The 20284-nt window shown below is 59.9% G+C and carries 25 protein-coding genes and 2 pseudogenes; 13 read left to right on the forward strand and 14 right to left on the reverse strand.

The annotated features are described in order from the left end of the window. Positions 1-9 precede the first annotated feature (9 nt). On the reverse strand, positions 10-522 hold the full coding sequence (gene fae, locus CAG02_RS23935; protein WP_007950493.1) for a formaldehyde-activating enzyme: 513 nt from the start codon (positions 520-522) through the stop codon (positions 10-12). 292 nt (positions 523-814) lie between these two features. Next, complete coding sequence (locus CAG02_RS23940; RefSeq protein ID WP_085711389.1) at positions 815-2020, reverse strand: NAD(P)/FAD-dependent oxidoreductase; 1206 nt, start codon at positions 2018-2020, stop codon at positions 815-817. A 337-nt stretch (positions 2021-2357) separates the two neighbouring features. On the opposite strand from CAG02_RS23940, the gene CAG02_RS23945 reads away from it, so the two are divergent. Beyond that, a complete protein-coding gene (locus CAG02_RS23945; protein ID WP_085711390.1) occupies positions 2358-2906 on the forward strand; it encodes an Rrf2 family transcriptional regulator in 549 nt (182 codons plus the stop codon). A 64-nt stretch (positions 2907-2970) separates the two neighbouring features. Here CAG02_RS23945 and CAG02_RS23950 read toward each other — a convergent pair whose 3' ends face one another. Further along, on the reverse strand, positions 2971-3306 hold the full coding sequence (locus tag CAG02_RS23950) for a hypothetical protein (RefSeq protein ID WP_065259781.1): 336 nt from the start codon (positions 3304-3306) through the stop codon (positions 2971-2973). A 228-nt stretch (positions 3307-3534) separates the two neighbouring features. Between CAG02_RS23950 and CAG02_RS23955 the strand changes: the two genes are divergently transcribed. Continuing rightward, a complete protein-coding gene (locus CAG02_RS23955; protein ID WP_085711391.1) occupies positions 3535-3774 on the forward strand; it encodes a hypothetical protein in 240 nt (79 codons plus the stop codon). 51 nt (positions 3775-3825) lie between these two features. Here CAG02_RS23955 and CAG02_RS23960 read toward each other — a convergent pair whose 3' ends face one another. After that, a complete protein-coding gene (locus tag CAG02_RS23960) occupies positions 3826-4014 on the reverse strand; it encodes a DUF2188 domain-containing protein (RefSeq protein WP_085711392.1) in 189 nt (62 codons plus the stop codon). Positions 4015-4230: 216 nt separating this feature from the next. On the opposite strand from CAG02_RS23960, the gene CAG02_RS23965 reads away from it, so the two are divergent. After that, the gene (locus tag CAG02_RS23965; RefSeq protein ID WP_085711393.1) at positions 4231-4593 is read left to right on the forward strand and encodes an NUDIX hydrolase; all 363 of its coding nucleotides are present in this window, start codon (positions 4231-4233) and stop codon (positions 4591-4593) included. A 1-nt stretch (position 4594) separates the two neighbouring features. On the opposite strand, the gene CAG02_RS23970 is transcribed toward CAG02_RS23965, so the two are convergent. Continuing rightward, a complete protein-coding gene (locus tag CAG02_RS23970) occupies positions 4595-4837 on the reverse strand; it encodes a DUF1652 domain-containing protein (RefSeq protein ID WP_085711394.1) in 243 nt (80 codons plus the stop codon). A 121-nt stretch (positions 4838-4958) separates the two neighbouring features. Continuing rightward, positions 4959-5858 (reverse strand): polysaccharide deacetylase family protein, encoded by a 900-nt coding sequence (locus CAG02_RS23975; protein WP_085711395.1) that lies wholly within the window; start codon positions 5856-5858, stop codon positions 4959-4961. Between the two features lie 133 nt (positions 5859-5991). Here CAG02_RS23975 and CAG02_RS30325 point away from each other — a divergent pair. Then, positions 5992-6099 (forward strand): annotated as a pseudogene (locus CAG02_RS30325) (hypothetical protein); the annotation flags it as partial. Here CAG02_RS30325 and CAG02_RS23980 read toward each other — a convergent pair. Then, a pseudogene (locus CAG02_RS23980) lies at positions 6073-6993 on the reverse strand (ABC transporter substrate-binding protein); the annotation flags it as partial. The pseudogenes CAG02_RS30325 and CAG02_RS23980 sit on opposite strands and share 27 nt — an antisense overlap. 239 nt (positions 6994-7232) lie before the next feature. Here CAG02_RS23980 and CAG02_RS23985 point away from each other — a divergent pair. From CAG02_RS23985 to CAG02_RS24000, 4 genes are all read left to right on the forward strand, one after another. Beyond that, on the forward strand, positions 7233-8219 hold the full coding sequence (locus CAG02_RS23985) for an aliphatic sulfonate ABC transporter substrate-binding protein (protein WP_085711397.1): 987 nt from the start codon (positions 7233-7235) through the stop codon (positions 8217-8219). Positions 8220-8280: 61 nt separating this feature from the next. Further along, entirely contained in the window at positions 8281-9120 is an 840-nt protein-coding gene (locus CAG02_RS23990) for an ABC transporter permease (protein WP_085711398.1), read from the forward strand. A gap of 51 nt (positions 9121-9171) precedes the next feature. Next, entirely contained in the window at positions 9172-9852 is a 681-nt protein-coding gene (locus CAG02_RS23995; RefSeq protein ID WP_085711399.1) for an SOS response-associated peptidase family protein, read from the forward strand. A gap of 290 nt (positions 9853-10142) precedes the next feature. After that, entirely contained in the window at positions 10143-10415 is a 273-nt protein-coding gene (locus tag CAG02_RS24000; protein WP_085711400.1) for a hypothetical protein, read from the forward strand. A gap of 46 nt (positions 10416-10461) precedes the next feature. On the opposite strand, the gene CAG02_RS29860 is transcribed toward CAG02_RS24000, so the two are convergent. The 3 genes from CAG02_RS29860 to CAG02_RS24010 are packed head-to-tail and all read right to left on the reverse strand — an operon-like array spanning position 10462 to position 11682. Continuing rightward, entirely contained in the window at positions 10462-10632 is a 171-nt protein-coding gene (locus CAG02_RS29860) for a hypothetical protein (protein WP_162803443.1), read from the reverse strand. A gap of 40 nt (positions 10633-10672) precedes the next feature. Further along, positions 10673-10984, reverse strand: coding sequence for an AzlD domain-containing protein (locus tag CAG02_RS24005; protein ID WP_139831893.1), 312 nt, complete (start codon positions 10982-10984; stop codon positions 10673-10675). Then, positions 10984-11682 carry an AzlC family ABC transporter permease gene (locus CAG02_RS24010; RefSeq protein ID WP_085711402.1) on the reverse strand — a complete coding sequence of 233 codons (699 nt, stop codon included), beginning with the start codon at positions 11680-11682 and terminating at the stop codon, positions 10984-10986. The genes CAG02_RS24005 and CAG02_RS24010 overlap by 1 nt, the downstream gene beginning before the upstream one ends. Positions 11683-11836: 154 nt before the next feature. Here CAG02_RS24010 and CAG02_RS24015 point away from each other — a divergent pair, with 154 nt between their 5' ends. Beyond that, positions 11837-12223, forward strand: coding sequence for a DUF2784 domain-containing protein (locus CAG02_RS24015; protein ID WP_085711403.1), 387 nt, complete (start codon positions 11837-11839; stop codon positions 12221-12223). Here the strand turns inward: CAG02_RS24015 and CAG02_RS24020 are convergent. Continuing rightward, positions 12220-12741, reverse strand: coding sequence for a DUF3087 domain-containing protein (locus CAG02_RS24020; RefSeq protein WP_085711404.1), 522 nt, complete (start codon positions 12739-12741; stop codon positions 12220-12222). The two genes, CAG02_RS24015 and CAG02_RS24020, sit on opposite strands and share 4 nt — an antisense overlap. 212 nt (positions 12742-12953) lie before the next feature. Here CAG02_RS24020 and ppnN point away from each other — a divergent pair, with 212 nt between their 5' ends. From ppnN to CAG02_RS24035, 3 genes are all read left to right on the forward strand, one after another. Beyond that, the gene (gene ppnN / locus CAG02_RS24025; RefSeq protein ID WP_085711405.1) at positions 12954-14327 is read left to right on the forward strand and encodes a nucleotide 5'-monophosphate nucleosidase PpnN; all 1374 of its coding nucleotides are present in this window, start codon (positions 12954-12956) and stop codon (positions 14325-14327) included. A gap of 163 nt (positions 14328-14490) precedes the next feature. Then, a complete protein-coding gene (locus CAG02_RS24030) occupies positions 14491-15225 on the forward strand; it encodes an ABC transporter substrate-binding protein (RefSeq protein WP_085711406.1) in 735 nt (244 codons plus the stop codon). 108 nt (positions 15226-15333) lie between these two features. After that, entirely contained in the window at positions 15334-15543 is a 210-nt protein-coding gene (locus tag CAG02_RS24035; protein WP_085711407.1) for a hypothetical protein, read from the forward strand. Here the strand turns inward: CAG02_RS24035 and CAG02_RS24040 are convergent. The 3 genes from CAG02_RS24040 to CAG02_RS24050 form a co-directional block, all read right to left on the reverse strand. Then, positions 15537-16955 (reverse strand): FAD/NAD(P)-binding protein, encoded by a 1419-nt coding sequence (locus tag CAG02_RS24040; RefSeq protein WP_085711408.1) that lies wholly within the window; start codon positions 16953-16955, stop codon positions 15537-15539. The two genes, CAG02_RS24035 and CAG02_RS24040, sit on opposite strands and share 7 nt — an antisense overlap. 59 nt (positions 16956-17014) lie before the next feature. Further along, complete coding sequence (locus CAG02_RS24045) at positions 17015-18418, reverse strand: LLM class flavin-dependent oxidoreductase (protein WP_085711409.1); 1404 nt, start codon at positions 18416-18418, stop codon at positions 17015-17017. 216 nt (positions 18419-18634) lie between these two features. Then, positions 18635-19198, reverse strand: coding sequence for a helix-turn-helix domain-containing protein (locus CAG02_RS24050; RefSeq protein ID WP_085711410.1), 564 nt, complete (start codon positions 19196-19198; stop codon positions 18635-18637). 85 nt (positions 19199-19283) lie between these two features. Here CAG02_RS24050 and CAG02_RS24055 point away from each other — a divergent pair, with 85 nt between their 5' ends. Next, the gene (locus tag CAG02_RS24055; RefSeq protein ID WP_085711411.1) at positions 19284-20222 is read left to right on the forward strand and encodes a DMT family transporter; all 939 of its coding nucleotides are present in this window, start codon (positions 19284-19286) and stop codon (positions 20220-20222) included. The last annotated feature ends 62 nt before the right edge of the window (positions 20223-20284 follow it).

Raw genomic sequence — 20284 nt, forward strand, 5'->3', positions numbered from 1 at the left:
GCGCGGACCTCAGGCTTTTGGCGTGTAGAAAGGGTTGCTGATGTGGTTGACCACATCCTTGAGCTGCGCGGTTTCCGGCTTGCCGGTCAGGGCGGCGCGGATCGCGGTGCGGCAGGCGTTGTAGTTGTTCAGGTAGACCGCATCGAGGTCATCGCAAGCCGGGTTGACCCAGTTGGCGGTGACGATCGCCCACTCGTCTTCGGCTTCCGGCGGCAGCGTGCCGTCGAGCAGCGCTTCGAGCACAGCCTTGGCGATACCGGCCTGGGAAGCACCCCAGGTTGCGTTGCCGTGCAGGTCGCTGCTGATCGCAGCCTTGTTGACGTACAGGGTCATCGGTTTGACCGGAATGTTCGGCTGGGCGATCACCATGAACGGGCAGTGACCCTGGCTCGGCGACGCCAGACTGTTGGCGAACGCCTGCCCCGCCGGGCCGTTGCGCGGGCCGATCAGGATATTGATGTGCGCGGCGTTCACGCCCGGGCCTTCGAAACCTTCACCGATGTACAGGTCGAGTTCTTTCATCAGTCATTACTCTTTGCGATGCAGAGGGATTTTTTGGGGTGATCGACAGCTCACGCGGGCCGGATGGCCAACGGGATCAATAACGGACACGGGGAGACGCGAAGGGAGAATCGGGACATGGCTGCAAACGCTCTCTGGTTGTTATTGATGAGCTGTGTTTGCGATTTTTTAACACCGGGCATCAGGGCACCCGTAACCATTAAAAATCATGGGGCAATGACTTTTAGTCATAGCCATTTGTGGTGACGAAAAAAATCCCGCTCGGGAGCGGGACTTCTAGGACTGCGCTTAGTTACGCGACAACCGGAATCATCGGATCCGCAGCCGCCAGCGCAATGGCACGATCAGCGGCCGGCGGGTAGATCCACTGGGTGTTGATCTGGGTCTTGAGCGACTTGCCCTCCTCCTTGACCAGTTTCACCTGACGATCCCAACCCTCCGTGTATACCGCGCCCCAGGCACCGAGGTCGAGGCAGGTCACGTACTTCGGCTGGCTGTACGGCGTCGGATCGACACCGAGAATCTGCGCCGCGACGTTGTTGCCGGCATGTCGGCCGAGGGAGATCGCGTGCTGGCAAGTCATCAAGGCGAAGTTGCCGATATCGTCAGTGGCCGCATAAGCCACGTCGCCGGTGGCGAAGATATCGTCCTGGCCGATGACTTTCAGGTGTGCATCCACATGTAGACGGCCCTGGCGATCGCGTTCGGCCGGAATCTGCTCGGTCAGGCTACTGGCGCGCACGCCGGTGGTCCAGACCACGGTTTTTGCCTCGATGCGCTGGCCGTCCGACAGGGTTACGCCGTTTTCATCGACCGACAGCACCGACACACCCAGTCGCCATTCGACGCCCAGTGCTTCGCTCGCTTCGGCAATCGAGACGCTGATGGCCTCGCCCATGGCCGCGCCGACTTTCTGCCCACGGTCGACGATGATCACTTGAACGTCAGCCTGATCGCCCAGCACTTCCCGCAGACGCGCCGGCATTTCCGTGGCGGTTTCGATGCCGGTGAAGCCGCCGCCAGCCACAACTACAGTGTTGCGCGCCTGGCTCGCAGGCTGATCGGCCAGGGATTTCAGGTGGTTTTCCAGGCGAATCGCGGCTTCGATCTGGTCAACGTCAAAGGCGTGTTCTGCGACACCCGGGGTATCCGGCAGCGCCAGACCACTGCCGGAAGCCAGCACCAGTTTGTCGTAGTGGAAAACCTGAGCGGCACCGTTGGCGTCGGTGTAACCCACGGTTTTGGCGTTGACGTCGATGGTGTTCGCGGCGCCCTTGATGAAGTTGACGCCCACCGCGTCGAACAGGTCGCCCAGCGGCGCAGCCAGCGTGTGGGCATTCGGCTCGTAGAAACGCGGACGTACACGCAGCTCAGCCTGCGGCGCCAGCACGGTCACATCGATGTTGTCGCGGTTGTGAATGTCGACCAGACGGGTCGCACTCAGCGCCGTCCACATGCCACCGAAACCTGCGCCGATTACCAGAATGTGCTGTTTCATTGTTGTCTCCAGGCCCGAAGCCAAGTCGTAGAAAGAGGTTCAAGAATTCACGTTTATCGGGAGTCGGCACGCTTGGGGTTTCTGAAAGCGTTGAACACTGCTCACCGGTTAACGGCGACTGTATTGGTCGCCGTTACATCCAACAAGTCAGATTATCCGATCATTCGAATCGAAATATTCGATAGCTGACCTGACCCCTTCTGAGGATTTCGAAACCATAGAATCCGTTGCATACCGAGCAAATACGGGTTTCAAGGCAAAGATTCAGGCACTTATCAGATTTGTCCGCCACGCATTACCCTGCTAACATCTGCGACAACTACAGTCGGAGATAGCTATGTCGCTTTACAGTGCGGGCGTCGAGTACGGCATCCATTGCCTGGCGTTTCTGGTGGGCAGCGGCGGTGACAGTCGCGAAGCGAGCGTGCGCGACCTGGCCGATCTGCAGGGGGTGCCGCTGGATTACCTGGCGAAGATCTTCACCAAACTGGCCAAAGGCAAACTGGTGGTGGCCACCGGCGGCGTGCGCGGTGGCTTTACCCTGGCGCGCCCGGCGGACGAGATCACCCTGCTCGATATCGTCAATGCCATCGACGGCCCGAAGAACATTTTCGAATGCCGCGACATCCGTGGCCGCTGCGCGCTGTTTGACGGCTCGCCGCCGGAGTGGGCCGTGGACGGAACCTGTTCGATCCACGGGGCGATGATGGTTGCGCAGAAGCGCATGGAAGAAGCCCTCGCCCAGCAGACCATTCTCGACATCGCCAGAAAGGTCGGACGCAAAGCGCCGGCGGAGTTCAATAGCCAAGTGGAAAACTGGATTCAGGACCGTCGCGACAAGAAGACCGCCGGCTCGGGCATCCCGCTCACCGACATCTCCGACTGACAGGCAAAAAAAAGCAGAACCCGATCACACGGTTTCTGCTTTTTTCATTTCGGCAGTGCTGTCCTCAGAGGCAATCGCGTACCGATTTGCGCAGCGAGCCGGACTTGGCCCACGGCGGTCCCTGATACAGCGACACGCGGCTGCCATCCTTGTACTTGACGATATCGAGAATCTCGTCGGCCGTGACGATGCTTGGCGCCGTGATCCGGTAACCGTTGGAAATCGCGACCTGCGAAGTCTTGGGAATATCCTGCTGCCACAACGGCAACACGCATGCGGCGTAGTCCTTGGGAGCCTTGCCACTGACCTTGCTGAGATTCGGCTCGCCCGGGACCAGCGATGCCGGAAGTGAACACCCGGCCAACGCGGCCATCAGCAGGCCCCCGATCAACATCCGCATATTGAATCCTTCATCTGAAAAAGCGCGAATTTACCCTGTTACTGGTTGAACATCCATCGTGGCGCAATGCTTTACCCCCGAAAACCGGGCTCTCTGGCGTCACGGCAAACCATTGCTCCGACCAACGGCAGTTTGTTCACGGCCGTTCAGCTCATTGACCAGAACCTCTTGCCCCGCTCCCGAAAAATGCAGCTACTATTTTCTACCGAGAATGTTCCGGAGGTGATCATGCGGCTCAATGAATACGAACACGAACTTCAACGTGACTTGCAAAGCGTGGCATCTGACCTGAGATGGTCGGCGGTCGACCTCAAGCGTATTGCCGAGCAGTTGCGCAAGTCCGGCAACGAGGCGGATGCGCAAAGCGTGCTCAGGTCCTGCGAGGTGCTGCAAAGCGATGAAGAACGTTTGCAACTCTATGCCAGGGAAGTGAAAGCCCGCGCCATCAGCCGAACCAAAATCCACTGACACCCCAAACAAAAAGCCCCGGACAATCCGGGGCTTTTTCATTGCAGGCCTTCAGCCTGTCTTGCGGCCATGGGGCCGGCTTTTGTAACCCGGAAGTGCAGCGGCGTACGCCAGTGCTTCCTCCCGGCTGGCGAAAGACGCCAGTCGATCACCTTGCGTGCAGACCCGCCACGGGCCGTTATTCACGCTGAGTACGTCGTAGCCATTCATGTGCATTTTGTTCAGCATCGCCATGCTCATAGGCACCTCCTGTCGACTATCGATCAACTGCACTTTTGCACCTTACACCGGGTGCGACAGGGTGTGCCGACCAGACGTCGCCCCACAGCGGCGGCAAGCGTCTGGCACTTTTGCGCTTTTCGACCACTCTGACATCACAAGCGCCTCTAAACCAAGGCACGGCTTGAATATTGCATTTTCATGACCGATTCATGACAACCGGCAATCGGGTAACAAATGAAAGTACGTGCAACCATCATCTGCGAACAGGATCGACACATTCTCCTGGTGCGCAAACCCCGATGCCGCTGGAACTTGCCGGGCGGCAAGGTCGAGCCCGGCGAGACCAGGGCCGACGCCGCGACGCGTGAACTTGAGGAAGAAACCGGGCTGCTCGCCGATGGCATGCTGTATCTGATGGAGCTGGAGGCTGGCGGCACGCGCCACCATGTCTACGAGGCGTCGGTACTGAATATTGATGAAGTACGGCCACAGAACGAGATCATCGATTGCATCTGGCATCCGTTGAATGCGGTGCAGAACCTGAGTGTCAGTGAAGCAACCCTGCAAATCGTCCGCGCCTTTCAGCGCCGACTGTGAGTCAACCGGCGAACGCCCGACGCCCGGCACTCATTTCAGTGCGCAACTCACCGATGAAGTTGGAGATGTCACGAATGGTGACCAGATGCTCCGGCGACACACCGTTAAGCAGCAGATCGACCCGCCCGCTGTCCGGTTCGTAAACCTTGATCTGCAACAGCCCCTGCCCCGTTTCCCTGCAGTCACAGTAAAGGGGCGAAAAGCCGGACTCGACGATGCGGCAAATGTCGGCAATGGCAAGCATGGGCGGACGCCTCGCGGGCGAAGATCGGTCGATCGATTGAGCATAGATGAGCTTTTTCGACCCTGCGCGAGCGCTCGATCGCAGAAAATGCCAACCGCTTCACATCCTTGCGCAACACCGATCAGTTGGCGTCGCGCCCCCAGATCCAGTTCCAGATCCCCGGCAATTGCACCGGATCCGAGCTTTTCTGCACCGTACGCGCCAGTGCCGCTTTTTCCAGCAGTGCGTGATCGTCGTAGAACGGTTTATCGGCCAGGCGCACGCCGGTGGCAGCAGCGCTGTCGAGCAGGATCTGCAGATACTCGCGGGCATGTCGCGCGGTATAGCGGTTGAGGTCATGGAACGTCACCACCACCGGAATCACCCCGTCCACCGTCGGCAATTCGCCGAGGGCGATTCGCTCTCGCACTTCCGACAGCTGACGCAGCATGTTCGCGCGGCGTCTGGGGCTGCCGTTGAAGCCCCAGATCTTGCCGTCGTTGGCGCTCAGGTCCGTGAGCAATACATGCAGACCATGTCGCTGATAGGCCGCGAACGTACGCTTGTCGTAGTTCCAGAAAGGTGGGCGCAGCAAAATCGGCTGCGCGCCGGTGATCGCTGCGATGTCCGCCGTGCCGTTGGTCAGTGAGGTTTCGAGTTCCTGCGGGTCGAGCGAACGGTGATTGGTGTGCCAGTGCGTCGCGGTGTGGAATCCGAGAATGTGCCCTTCATCGTGCTCGCGATGCATGATCCGCCGGCCGATCTCGCTGTTGCCGGCCCTCGGCGCGCGAGTCTGGACGAAAAACACCGCTTTGATGTTCGGTTGCAGCGGGTTGTCTTTCAGGCTGTCGAGCACGGTTTCGGTGGGGTTGTAGAAACTCGAAGCGCTGGGGCCGTCATCGAAGGTCAGCAGAAACTTCACCGGCGCCTGCGCATCCAGCCGCGAGCGAGTTTGCGCGGTCAGTTCGATGGGAGCGGCAATGCAACCGGCCAGCCCGGTGATGACGGCCACAGCGCAGAAAAGCTTGAACCAGAGTTTCATGTTTTGCCTTGAGCCCGACCGTTGCGGTCACATTGTCGATTGGCAAAACTCCCTCGCCGCTGCTGCCTCCCTGCGACCCACCGAAATGGGCCGAGGTTGGATAAAGATAACAGGGTTTTGTTCCGGTGCTCACTCAGTGCGCCAATGCCTGCTGGAACGAGGTATCGATAATCCCCGCAGTGTTCAGCGGAGCCGGCAACGCCTTGACCTTGAACAGGAAGTCCGCAGTGCCTTGCAGGTCGGCAGCGGCTTGTTGATCCACCGGGCCGACCGTCATGTGCGCCTGGCGTAACCAGTGCCGCGAGACCTCTTGATCGAGATTGGCTTTCTTCGCCCACAGATCCGCGTATTCATCGGTGTGACTGTCGACCCAGACCCGGGCCTGTTTCAGTCGCCCGAGAAAATCGGTAATCGCCTCTCGCTTGCTGTCGATGGACGGCGCGGAAGCGGCGATGGCGCTCAAACCCGGCATCAGGTTTTTTGCGGTCAGAATCGGCCGTGCACCGGAGAACACGATCTGCTGGGAAATGTACGGTTCCCACACCGGGAAGGCATCGATGCTGCCCTGAGGTAATGCCGCTGCCGCGTCAATCGGCATCAGTTTGACGAAGTCGACGTAATTCTCCGGCAACCCATTCTGCTCCAGCGCCCGCAGGGTCAACTGCTGACTCCAGGCACCCGGCCAGTAAGCGACTTTCTTGCCCTTCAAATCCTCGATGGTTTTCACCGGTGAATCCTTGGGCACCAACAGTGCGATGGTGTCCGGGTTCTGCCGCGACACGCCGATCAGTTTCACCGGCGCCTGTTTCGCGGCGAGAAACAGAAAGCCCGAATCACCGAGAAAGCCCAGATCCAGCGAACCGGTCTGTAACGCTTCGGCCAACGGCGCGGCGGCCTGGAAATGTTTCCAGTCGACCGTGTAAGGCGCGCCCTTCAATACGCCGGACGCTTCTACCGAAGCGCGGATGTTGTAGTAATTCTGGTCACCGACGTGCAGGACCACAGGTTCGGCTGCGTAAGTCAGTGGCGAGGCAATCAAGGCGCTGGTCAACGCAGCGCGTAGGAAACGGGAGAGCTTCATGGCGAATCCTGCAAAGGGGGTTTTTATAGACCATAACGCTCTTATAAATCGCATTTGAAATTCTATTAGTGCATAAGCTCAGCACGGTCGATAAGCGCTGTTTGTCTGGCAACAGTGGCGCGGCACAGTGTTTTCCCGGCAACAGTTCAAAGCGCACAAATCGCATTAAAACCCCGTAAACATGGGACTCGGGGCATATGGCACAGAGCCTGCAATATTCCATTCATGCAGGAAGTATTCGATAAAAATATCTTTCTGGACATAAGAAACTGTTGCCTTGCCGGAGCGTGCCCATGAAATCCCGTTTACCGTTTTCCCGTGTCAAAACGCTGCTCGCGGCCTGCGCTGTGGCCCTGAGCCTGCAACCTCTCGCCCACGCAGCGGAAACCCCGCCCGCCGAAGTGCATCTGGACTATGCCTACTACTCCCCTGTCAGCCTGGCGCTGAAACATTTGGGTTATCTGGAAAAGGCCCTGCCCCAGAGCAAGGTCAGCTGGGTGCTGAGCCAGGGCAGCAACCGTTCGCTGGAATACCTCAACAGCGGCGGCGTGGATTTCGCCTCGTCGGCCAGCCTTGCTGCGGTGCTGAGCCGCGCCAACGGCAGCCCGATCAAATCGGTGTACGTTTACAGCCGCGCCGAGTGGACTGCACTGGTGGTGCGCAAGGACTCGCCGTATCAGACCGTTGCCGACCTCAAGGGCAAAAAAATCGCCGCCACCAAAGGCACCGACCCGTACCTGTTCACCCTGCGCAGCCTGCAACAGGCCGGCCTGAAAAAGGACGACGTGGAGCTGGTGCACCTGCAACACCCGGACGGCCGCACCGCTCTTGAAAAAGGTGAAGTCGACGCCTGGGCCGGCCTCGATCCGCACATGGCCGCCAGCCAGGTGCAGGCCGGTTCGCGCCTGCTGTACCGCAACCGCGACTTCAACAGCTACGGCGTGGTCAGCGTCACCGAGCAATACGCCAAGGAACATCCGCACACCATCGACACCGTGATCAAAGCCTATGAGCAGGCTCGCGAATGGTCGGTGAAAAATCCCGATGAATTGGCCAAATTGCTCGCCAGCGAATCCGGCCTGCCACTGGACGTGGCCAGGCTGCAACTGTCGCGCACCGACCTGAGCAGCCCGCAACTCACCGCCAAGGATGTGCTCGCCTCGAAAGCCGCCGCGCCGATTCTGGTCTCCGAAGAACTGGTGCGCCGTGGGGTGAATGTCGATCAGGTCATCGATCAATTGATCGACACCGGTTTCCAACAAGTCGCCGCCGCCCAGTAACCGATCAGGCTCACAACGGATCCGCGTCCGTCGCGGATTTGTCGTGAGCGGAGACCCTTCCATGAGCAATGACCTGCCCGCCCGCCTCGCCGTGCCGCTGTCGCGCCGACAAAACCGGCCGCTGAATCCGCTCTGGCGGCGACGCCTTAAAGGGTTGGCCCTGCCGCTGCTGATCGTGATCGCGCTGGAGATCATCGTGCGCGTCGGCTGGCTGCCGCCCTATCAGATGCCCGCGCCGAGCGAGGTCGCCATGACCCTCACCGATCTGGCCGAAGGAGCACTGTGGAAACACATCGGCGCCAGCCTGATTCGCGTGCTGATCGGGTTTGCCATCGGCGCGAGTCTGGCCTTGATGTTTGCCGCGTGGGTCGGCCTGAGCCGCGAGGCCGAGGCATACCTGGAGCCGACGTTCGCCGCACTGCGCTCGATTCCCAGTCTGGCCTGGGTGCCGCTGTTGCTGCTGTGGCTGGGCATCGACGAGACCTCGAAAATCGTCCTGATCGCCATCGGCGCTTTCTTCCCGGTGTACGTCAACGTGGTCGCGGCGATCCGCAACATCGACCGCAAACTGGTGGAGGTTGGCCACATTTATGGTTTCAGTCGCCTGCAACTGGTGCGGCGGATTCTGCTGCCCGCCGCCCTGCCCGGCCTGTTCACCGGGCTGCGCAGCGGCATGAGTCTGGCGTGGATGTTTCTGGTGGCGGCCGAACTGATCGCGGCGACCAAAGGCCTGGGCTACCTGCTGAGTGACGGGCGTGAAACCTCGCGTCCGGACATCGTGCTGGCGGCGATCATCGTTCTGGCGCTGCTAGGCAAACTCAGCGACGGCCTGCTCGCCACACTCGAACGCCGCTGTCTGGCCTGGCGCGACACCTTCACCGGCCAGGGCAGCAAGGACTGATACGCACAACTAAGCTGAACCTTCAGGCAGTGTTCGCCGGAGGTTCGGCCGATGTGCGGAAGACTCTCGCAGTACCGGGGCATCCACGATTTCGTCGCGGTGCTGAGCATTCCCGATGCGCTGATCAATCACGTCGGCGATGCACCGCTGGCGCGCTACAACGCGGCGCCCACCACCGCGCTGGCCATTCTGCATCAACACGAACAACGCTTGTACGCCGACAACCTGCGCTGGGGGTGGCGCCCGCACTGGGCCAGGGATCGCGCGGCACCGATCAATGCGCGGGTCGAAAAAGTCGTCCACGGCCCGTTCTTTCGGGCGATCTGGCGTCATCGCCTGATCGTGCCGGTCGACAACTGGTTCGAGTGGGTCGACGGGCCGGACAAGAGCCGCCAACCCTGGCTGATCCATCGACTCGATCATCAACCGGTTTTCTGCGCCGCCATCGGCCAGTTTCCGACACCCGGATCAGAACCACGGGAAGACGACGGCTTTGTGATCATCACCGCCGACAGCGCAGGTGGCCTGCTCGATCTGCATGATCGTCGGCCCATCGTATTGTCCGCCGAGGGCGCGCGGGAATGGCTCGACCCGGCTACGCCCGTTGAGCGCGCCGAGCAAATGTTGCTGTTCGAAGGGTTGGGCAGCGAAGCGTTCGAATGGCACAAAGTCGGCAAAGCTGTCGGCAACTCACGCAATCAGGGGGCGGATTTAATTGAAGTAGTGGCTTAAATATTTTGCGGGCCGGCACGTCTATCGAATAGTCGGAAGACGTGAGTCAAATTGATATCACGCAGCAAGTGAGAACCGTTCGTTACAGTCAGTGTTTCAAACTCGAAACAATCATTGAATCGGTCGTTTGATTAAAACCAACCGCCTGTCTGACATTTCAATCGTCATACATACATTTAGTAACACTACAGATAGCATGCGCGCCGCATTTCCTATTGGCATACCAGTTGACCAAAGAGTCAACAAACCGGAAATACCCTACAAACTTACAAGCCTTGCAGAGAACTAAGTTGCGCGACGATTTTGCAATCAAACAGGCCAACGGCCTGGAGTGTATTTATCTGTCCATGACAGAACGCTTTCAACTCGACTGTTTTATCGCCCACTACATAAAGACTCGAAACCTGCGTGACGTACCCGAGATCGACCGCCTCCTGCGCACCACTCTCCAAAACTATCCCTGCCACCCGCCGGTGATGGTCAACGAGCTGAATGCCTGGATCGACAAGACCTTGGGTTATCGGGCTTCGCACCCCGATTTCACACAGCTGGACGATCTTTGATGAAACGAAAAAGCCCCGCCATCGCGGGGCTTTTTCGTTGTGGCGTTCAGGGTTTCAGCGGGCGTTCCTGGTCGCGATCGGACAACTCGCGGCTGTCGTCATGTTTCCAGGTCTGCTCCTTGTGTTTCTCCCGCTCGATCTCTTCTTCGCTCGGTTCTTCATCTTCTTCGGGACGATTCTGCTCGGTTGCCATGTTCACCTCGCTGTCATAAGTCATCAGTCATCCTTACAGCGTAGAACAGATTCAGACAGGCAACTTACAACCACCAGCGCAACAGAAAGAAGAACGCCATGCTCAACAGCATGCTAAGCAGCGTATTACGCGTGTAGATCACGAGTGCTATGGCGACTAACGAACTCAGCAAATAGGGATTGTCCCACTGCAAATTCAGCTGTTTGTCCGGCATGAACACAATCGGCCCGCAAATCGCGGTCAACATGCCCGGCACGGCGAAACCCAGAAACTGCCGCGCATTGCTGCTCAAACGCACCGGCAGGCGCGGTTCGAGAAACACATAGCGATTGAGGAACACCAGAATCCCCATGCCGAAAATCACTGCCCAGATCATCAAGTGCGCTCCCGATACAGCTTGTTGCAGATAAACCCGGCCATCATTCCCGCCAGCCCCGACAGCACCAGCGCCGAACCCCACTGCCAGTAACTGAACAGCACCGAGCAGAACAGTGACACCGCCACGCAGACCACGGTCGGCACATTGCGCACCACCGGCGTGATCAGCGCGATAAAGGTCGCGGCAATCGAGAAATCCAGTCCCAGGTGCTCAAGCCCCGGAATGCTGCTGCCGAGCACAATGCCGGCCAGGGTGAAGAGGTTCCAGGCGATGTAGAACGTCAGGCCGACGCCCAAGGCATACCAGCGATTGAATTGCTGACGGTCGTGCTGGCTGGTCAGGGCGAACAGTTCGTCAGTGAGCAAAAAACCCAGGCCGATGCGCCAGCGCCCCGGCAACGGCGAAATCACGTGGCGCATGCTCATGCCGTAGAGCAAATGCTGCGACGTCAGCAGCAGCGTGGTCAGCAGAATCGAGAAGATCCCGGCACCGCCCTTGAGCATGCCGATCGCCACCAGCTGCGCAGCGCCGGCAAACACAATGGTGGACAAGCCCTGCCCCTGCAGTGGCGTGAGGTTGGCTTCGATCGCCATGGAGCCGGCCAGCAGCCCCCACGGCGCGGTCGCCAGAGATAACGGCATGATCGCCGCGGCTCCGCGAAGAAAGGCACTGCGCGGCATTAATGAGTCAGACATAACGCTCTTCAACCGTGAGACAAGACCCCGGACTCTGCCAGCAAATGCCTTTTGCTGGCTTGAACAATCTTGCGCAGTTGCCGGAAATCGCCCAGCTCCAAACCGTTTAGCGGCGTACCATGACAGCCATTCACATCTGCGTCAGGGAGACGACATGCTGTATCGATTTGCCGCCGACGGGCTGGTGCTGTTTCACCTTTCCTTCATTCTGTTCGTGCTGTTCGGCGGGTTATTGGTGCTTAAGTGGCACCGAGTAGCCTGGCTGCATTTGCCGGCCGCCACCTGGGGCGTGATGGTCGAGGTGTTGCACCTGACCTGCCCGCTGACCTACTGGGAAAACCTGATGCGCCACGCCGCCGGGCAGACCGAGTATGCCGGCGGTTTCATCGAGCATTATGTCTGGCCGATCATCTACCCCGCAGGGCTGACCCCGCAGATTCAGCTGGCACTGGGCAGCGTGGTGCTGGTGATCAACCTGCTGGTGTACGGACGTCTGATCCGCCAGTGGCAACTGCGCCGAGCTGCACGCATTCCGTTTTAACGCGACTTCAAGGTTTCCATCCAGGCCGGATCGAAGCGTGTCTGATCGGTGTCCAGACCGAGCGTTTCCATCCGAGCCTTGTGTGCTTCGACTTCCCGGTGCAATTGCCCGTGATCGCTGGAGTTGCCGTCCAGTTCATGCATCTGCGTCAGTCCGAGGTGGTAAAAACGCAGCACCTTCATCGCCGTCGGATCGTCCTTCTCGACCGCCGCCGTCACCTGATGCATGACATTGGTGATGCTCATCAGGCTGCGCTTGAGCCGCCAGCCGTACACCGCCGGGGCCATCCAGGTCTGGTTCCAGAAACGCCCGCGCAACAACGCCGCCGTCAGCAGGAATGCGCCGAACACCCCGCCGACATTGAACCGCAGGTTATCCCCGCCCGGTTCGCCGAACAGCGCCACCGCCACGGTCGAAAACGCCATCGCCAGCACCAGGAACAGCACCGCGATAATCAGCGTGCTGCGCCGGGTCTGCTGGCGATAGGTGATGGCATTGATCGGTTGAATCTCGAACATCGCGACAGGCTTCCATGGCTTGAAATAAAAAGAGGCCGGCGCATTATCGCCTCTGAGGCGGATTTAGCTATGCTGGAGCTCCTTTTCATCTTTACATCGTCCACCAGGGGACATGGCGATACCACGCAGATCGTGCCATCTTCATTCATGGATACACTCTATTCGGATGCCATTGGCCAGGCCGGCAATGACATCGTTTTAAGGATCACTGCATGACCCAACGACACGTAATCAATGCCTCGGTCAGCCCAAAAGGCAGCCTGGAAACCCTTTCCCAACGTGAAGTTCAGCAACTGAGCCAGGCCGGAACCGGCAGCACCTACACCCTCTTCCGCCAGTGCGCCCTGGCCATCCTCAACACCGGCGCTCATGTCGACAACGCGAAAACCATTCTGGAAGCCTACAAAGACTTCGAAATCCGCATCCACCAGCAGGATCGCGGCGTGCGCCTGGAACTGCTGAACGCCCCGGCCGACGCCTTCGTCGACGGCGAAATGATCGCCAGCACCCGGGAAATGCTGTTCAGCGCCCTGCGCGACATCGTCTACACCGAAAACGAACTCGACGCCCTGAGCATCGACCTCAGCACCTCCCAGGGCATCAGCGACTACGTCTTCCACCTGTTGCGCAACGCACGCACCCTGCGTCCGGGCGTCGAGCCGAAAATCGTCGTGTGCTGGGGCGGCCACTCGATCAACACCGAAGAATACAAATACACCAAGAAAGTCGGCCACGAACTGGGCCTGCGCAGCCTCGACATCTGCACCGGCTGCGGCCCGGGCGTGATGAAAGGCCCGATGAAAGGCGCGACCATCGCCCACGCCAAGCAGCGTATCCACGGCGGTCGCTACCTGGGCCTGACCGAGCCGGGCATCATCGCTGCCGAAGCGCCGAACCCGATCGTCAATGAGCTGGTGATCCTGCCGGACATCGAAAAACGCCTGGAGGCCTTCGTCCGCGTCGGCCACGGCATCATCATCTTCCCGGGCGGCGCCGGTACTGCCGAAGAATTCCTGTATCTGCTGGGCATCCTGATGCACCCGGACAACGCCGGCCTGCCGTTCCCGGTAATTCTCACCGGGCCGAAACATGCCGCGCCGTACCTGGAACAGCTCGACGCCTTCGTCACCGCCACCCTCGGCGAGGCAGCCAAGCAGCATTACGAAATCATCATCGACGACCCGGCCGAAGTGGCGCGGCAGATGACGGCGGGCCTCAAGGCCGTGAAGCAATTCCGCCGTGAGCGCAACGACGCGTTCCACTTCAACTGGTTGCTGAAGATCGACGAAGGCTTCCAGCGCCCGTTCGACCCGACCCACGAAAACATGGCCAACCTCAAGTTGCACCGTGATCAGCCGGCCCATGAACTGGCGGCCAACCTGCGCCGCGCGTTCTCCGGGATCGTCGCCGGCAACGTCAAGGACAAGGGCATTCGCCTGATCGAAGAACACGGCCCGTACCAGATCCGTGGCGACGCCGCGATCATGCAGCCGCTCGATCTGCTGCTCAAAGCCTTCGTCGCCCAGCACCGGATGAAACTGCCGGGTGGCGCGGCGTATGTGCCGTGCTATCGCGTGGTGTCCTGACCCTTCGTGATGGATGCAGCCTTGTGGGAGCACACGCGCTCCCACAAGGCGCATCGCCACTACCAAACCGCCCTGTTCTCTGACACAAAAGCCCCGCTGATTCCCCACGACAGCCACCGCGCGTGCGTACTAAGCTGGGCGATTGAATTTTCAGGGACGATCCATGAAACGTTTTGCCGCCTGCCTGTTGTCTCTTCTGGCCCTGACAGCCAATGCGGCAGATCTGCAACTGCTCACCGACAACCATCCTCCGCTGCATTTCCTTCAGGGCGATCAACTGGTGGGCTTCGGCGTGGATGTGGTGCAGGCCCTGGCAGCGCAGACCGGCGATCGCATTCACCTGCAGCAAGTGCCATTGCTGCGTGCCCTGCGCATGGCCAGCGAGACGCCGGACACCGGCGTATTTACCGTGCTGCGCACCGACGCACGGGATGACCGCTATCAATGGGTCGGGCCGCTGATCGAAGTCGAAACCGCGCTGTATGCCCACGACAACTTCCAGCCGCCGGTCCGCAGCCTGCGCGAGGCCGATCATCTGGGACGGATCACCGTGCCGCGCAAATGGCTGGTCTACAGCTACCTGCAGGAACAGGACCTGAGCAACCTCTATGGTGTGGAAACCCCGGAGCAGATGATGCGTCTGTTCAGTCTCGGACGAACGGACTTCGTGGTGTCCGACACGCTGTCCAGCGCGTCCCTGGCCCGCGAACAGGGCATGGAACCGGGCCGCCTGCAATATCAGATACCGCTGATGAAGCGCGACACCTATATCGCGTTCTCCCGCCAGACCGATCCCAAACAGGTTGCACGCTGGCAACAGGCGCTGGACACGCTGCGCGCCGACGGCCGTCTGGAGAAAATTCGCCAGCGCTGGCTGAGCAATACCCTGCCGCGCTGATCACGCATCAACGTCTTTGATAACAACTATCTGAAAAGGTGTTTTTTCTTCTGGCGTCTGTAGCCCTAAAGTGGCAGTTATCTTCCTCCCACTTTCTGGTACAGACCCATGAAAGACTTCATTGCCCTTGGGTTTATCGTCGCCCTGATCGGTGCCACTTCCGCCGCAATCGCCAGCGCACATGGCGACGGACCCGCTGTCGCCATGACCGGCACCCTGAATGTCGACACCGTTGGCATTGACCGTGAGGCCAGGGGCAGTGTGGAGCAGAATCTTTACGTCGCGCAAAACGACTCCGGATTCGCCTACGACTATTGAGCCACCAGCCGCGCGGCCAACGCCTTGGCCTGCGACGCAACATCGGTCACCGCCGTACTTTCCCACCACATCCCTCTCAGTGGCGGGCCCATCGCGAACAGTCGTTGTGACACCTTTCCCTGCGCATCCAGCACCGCACCGTCCACTGCCGCCGCAATCCCCAGCGCCAACGGCCCCGGTTGTACCAGCCCACGGGCCAGCAACTGCTGCGGCAAAGGCCGATCGACCCGGCGCCAGTCGTATTCGATACCGCTGGAATTGATCAGCGCTGCGCCTTGCACCACGTGCGTTTCACTCTCGCCCCGACTGCGGACGCGAATGCCGACACCACCGCCCGACACCGGCTCAAGGCCTTTATAGGACGCGGCATGAATATGCAGGCGCCCTTCGCGATGCAGACGCTCGACCAGTTCTGCACTCAGCGGCGGCGAGCGATGGTGATGGCTTTCCCACCACGGCCGCACATGCCGCACGAATTGCCGTCGCTGTACGTCGCTCGCCTGGCTCCACAGCCGACCAATATGCGCGCGCACCGTATCCAGCGGCGCTTGCCAGTCGATACCTTGCTCGATTGCTTCCCGACAATGCCGGCGCAATTCACGCAGTAACTGCCGGGGCGTGCGGAGGCTGTGATCCTCGGCGAGGAAGTCCACCCACGCCGGCGGTTGCCGACGGACATGGGGCAGCAGCCCATGCCGGGAAAACACCTCGATCGGCCCGCGATGCCCGGCCTGTTCCAGCGACACCACGGCATCGACCATGGTCAGGCCGGAGCCGATGATCAGTACCGTCGATTGCGGATCGAGCTGGCGCATGGCGCTTACATCCCACGGATCGAGCCCGGCGGCGTTGAGGCCGCTGGATTGCTTTTGCGGCGTACGGGCAGCCGGGAACATCCCGGTCGCCAACACTGCAAAAAATCCTTGCAGCCGCTGGCCATCGCTCAAGGTGAGCTGCACCGAATCGGCTGAAACCTGTACATCAATCACCTCTGCGCGCACGTGCTCGACAGTCGAGCCATGTTGCGCGCCCACCTGCTGCGCTTCAGCCAGTCGCTGCTGCACGTAGACACCGAACAGCCCCCGTGGCGGAAACAGTTCACTGATCGGCACATGTTGCTGATCCGACTCCGGCCAGCCGCCGCCAGTAATGTGATCGGTCAGCCATTGGGTCAGATCATCTGCATTGTCCGGATCGACGCTCATCCGCGCCGCGTTACCGTTGAGCGTGTGGCCCAGTTCAACCGCGCTGTACGCTTCACCCCGGCCCAGCTCGGCACGGGGTTCAATCACCAGAATCTGCCGCCGGCCCGGCAGGCGCAGCAGTTGCGCCGCCAGCATTGCACCGCTGAGGCCGCCGCCGACTATCAGGATGTCAGCGTGACGGATCGCGGTCGTATCGGTTTGAGTCATGCCGTTCTCGCTGCAGAGGGTTTGCTCCAGTCAGTGTCGTGCAGACGCTGCGAGCGAGTCTAGACAGACGCGACCTTTTTCTCCTGCCGATGCAGCTCGCCCAGATTTCGATATCCGCTGCCCGGATGAATCTCCGGCAACCTCGGCCCTTTGCCAAACAACTTTTCTCGCAACGTCCCCGGCGCGTATTCGGTTTTATAGACGCCGCGCTTTTGCAGCTCCGGCACCAGCAATTCCACTGCATCGATGAAGGTTTCATGAGTCAATGCGTAGGCCAGATTGAAGCCGTCGACGCCTGTTTCGTCGACCCATTCCTGTAGCAGATCCGCCACGGTTTCCGGGCTACCGACGAACAACGGGCCGAAACCGCCGATGCCGACCCAGTCTGCGAGTTCATTTGGCGTCCAGACCTTGTTCGGATCCGCCGTGGAAAACGCCTCGACAGCAGACTGAATCGCGTTGGTGTGTACGTGCTTGAGCGGTTCGTCCGGTTTGAAGCGGCTGAAGTCGATGCCGGTCCAGCCCGAGATCAGCGCCATCGCGCCTTCGTAGCTGACCCAGGATTTGTATTCTTCGAACTTGGCCTTGGCCTTGGCGTCGGTCTCGCCGAGGATCACGGTTTGCAGATTGAAGATCAGGACCTTCGACGGATCGCGCCCGGCCTCGGCGGCGCGGCGGCGAATGTCGGCCACGGTTTTCTTCAGCAGCACTTTCGACGGTGCCGCGACAAACACGCATTCGGCATGCTCGGCTGCGAACTGCTTGCCCCGACTGGACGCCCCGGCCTGATAGAGAACCGGCGTGCGCTGCGGTGACGGTTCACAAAGGTGAATGCCCGGCACCTGGAAGTGTTTACCGTGGTGGCGGATTTCGTGGATCTTGCTCGGGTCACTGAAGATCCGCCGTTCGCGATCCCGCAAAATCGCGCCCTCTTCCCAACTGCCTTCCCAGAGTTTGTAGCAGACCTCCAGATATTCCTCGGCGAAGTCGTAGCGCGCATCGTGTTCAGTCTGGGCTTGCTGGCCGATGTTTTTCGCGCCGCTCTCCAGATAGGAGGTGACAATGTTCCAGCCGGCACGGCCCTTGGTCAGGTGATCGAGGGTCGACAGGCGTCGGGCGAAGGGATACGGATGTTCGAATGACAACGAAGCGGTCAGACCGAACCCCAGGTGCTCGGTCACCAGTGCCATCGGCGGGATCAGTTGCAGCGGATCGTTGACCGGCACTTGCGCTGCCTGTCGGATGGCCGCCTCGCCGTTGCCGTTGTACACGTCGTAGATGCCGAGCACGTCGGCGATGAACAATCCATCAAACTTGCCGCGCTCGAGGATTTTGGCCAGATCGGTCCAGTACTCCAAATCCTTGTATTGCCAGGAGCGGTCGCGCGGATGTGCCCATAGGCCCGGCGACTGATGGCCGACGCAGTTCATGTCGAAAGCGTTGAGACGGATTTCGCGGGGCATCAAGCGGCACTCCCGATGTTCAGGAGGCGTTTAGCGGTTTGATTTGAAGCGGTCATGTGAGGCGACTCCGTAGTTTCCGGATGAGGGTCCAGAACCTTTAGCAGGAGTCATGCCTGAATATTTTTTCGTTATTTATCAATATCTTGAGGAATCAACCTAAAGCAATCTGCACGAATAAAAGAGCAAACTGTTCATCTGCTGTCGGCCCGGCAACAGTCAGATCACCACATTACGCACGAAGCGCGCCGCGACTTCCCCATCGTTGCGATAGGTGTGCGGCTGGTTACTGGCGAACATGAAAAACTCCCCGGCGGCGATGTGCTGCGGCTGGTCGCCTAGCATCAGGGTCAGACAGCCCTCGAACACGAAGATCTGCTCGCTCCAGCCTTCGGCATCCGCTTGCGAGGGATAGACCTCCCCCGGTTGCAAACACCATTCCCACTGCTCCACTTCCCGAGTGGCGGCTGCCTTGGACAACAGCACCGCTTTGCTGCCGGGAATGCTGCCGGCCCAGGCCAGTTCGTTGATCCGGCTCGGATCGCGATTGTCCGGGGCCTGGATCAGATCGCTGAAGGCAACTTCGAGGGCTTCGGCGACGCGGTCGAGGGTGGTCAGGCTGACGTTTTTCTCGCCGGCTTCTATCGCCACCAACATGCGCCGACTGACCCCGGACTTTTCCGCGAGAGTCGTCTGGCTCATGTCGGCGGCGTGGCGCAGGCGTCGGACGTTCTGGCTGACGTGTTGCAGGACCGAAGCCCGCTGAACAGAATCTTTGTGCACTATATTGCTCACTGGCTGGGGTTGGGCAGTATACTGCGCAACATTTGGCGCATTGTGCGTCCCCTCTTCAAAAGTGCGCAAGATCATGACGTCAGCCAGCTCCCCCCAAACTCCCCTGCGGTTTTCCCGGTTCAGCAAAGCCGAGTGCGTGCTTGTGCTGATCACCATGCTGTGGGGCGGCACCTTTCTGCTGGTGCAGCACGCGATGACCGTCAGCGGCCCGATGTTTTTCGTCGGCCTGCGCTTTGCCGCAGCGGCGAGCATCGTGGCGCTGTTTTCGTGGAAGCACCTGCGTGAGCTGACCCTGTTCGAACTCAAGGCTGGCGCCTTCATCGGCGTGGCGATCCTGCTCGGTTATGGTTTGCAGACCGTTGGCTTGCAGAGCATTCCGAGCAGTCAATCGGCGTTCATCACCGCGCTTTACGTGCCGTTTGTGCCATTGCTGCAATGGCTGGTACTCGGCCGACGTCCCGGTTTGATGCCGAGCATCGGCATCATGTTGGCGTTTACCGGTTTGATGCTGTTGTCCGGGCCGTCCGGTGCTTCGTTGAATTTCAGTCCCGGGGAAATCGCCACGCTGATCAGCGCCATCGCCATAGCGGCCGAGATCATTCTGATCAGTAACTATGCCGGGCAGGTCGATGTGCGCCGGGTGACGGTGGTGCAACTGGCGACGACTTCGGCACTGTCGTTTCTGATGGTGGTGCCGACCGGCGAGGCGATCCCGGACTTTTCCTGGCTGCTGCTCAGCACAGCTCTGGGATTGGGTGCAATGAGTGCGGCGATTCAAGTGGCCATGAACTGGGCACAGAAAAGTGTTTCGCCAACCCGCGCGACCTTGATCTACGCCGGTGAACCGGTGTGGGCCGGAATCGCCGGGCGGATTGCCGGCGAGCGTCTGCCTGCGATTGCATTGGTGGGGGCGGGACTGATTGTGGCGGCGGTGATTGTCAGTGAGTTGAAGACCAAGGGCAAAGCGACACAAGAGGTCACAGAAGAGTTCGAGCGCGAGACAGAAGGCTAAGCGAGGTTTTTACGACTACCTTGTAGGATTCAGAGACATCCTCGCGTTTGGCGATCCGGGAG

This window comes from Pseudomonas sp. R43(2017), from assembly GCF_002112345.1.
Classification (GTDB): domain Bacteria; phylum Pseudomonadota; class Gammaproteobacteria; order Pseudomonadales; family Pseudomonadaceae; genus Aquipseudomonas; species Aquipseudomonas kribbensis.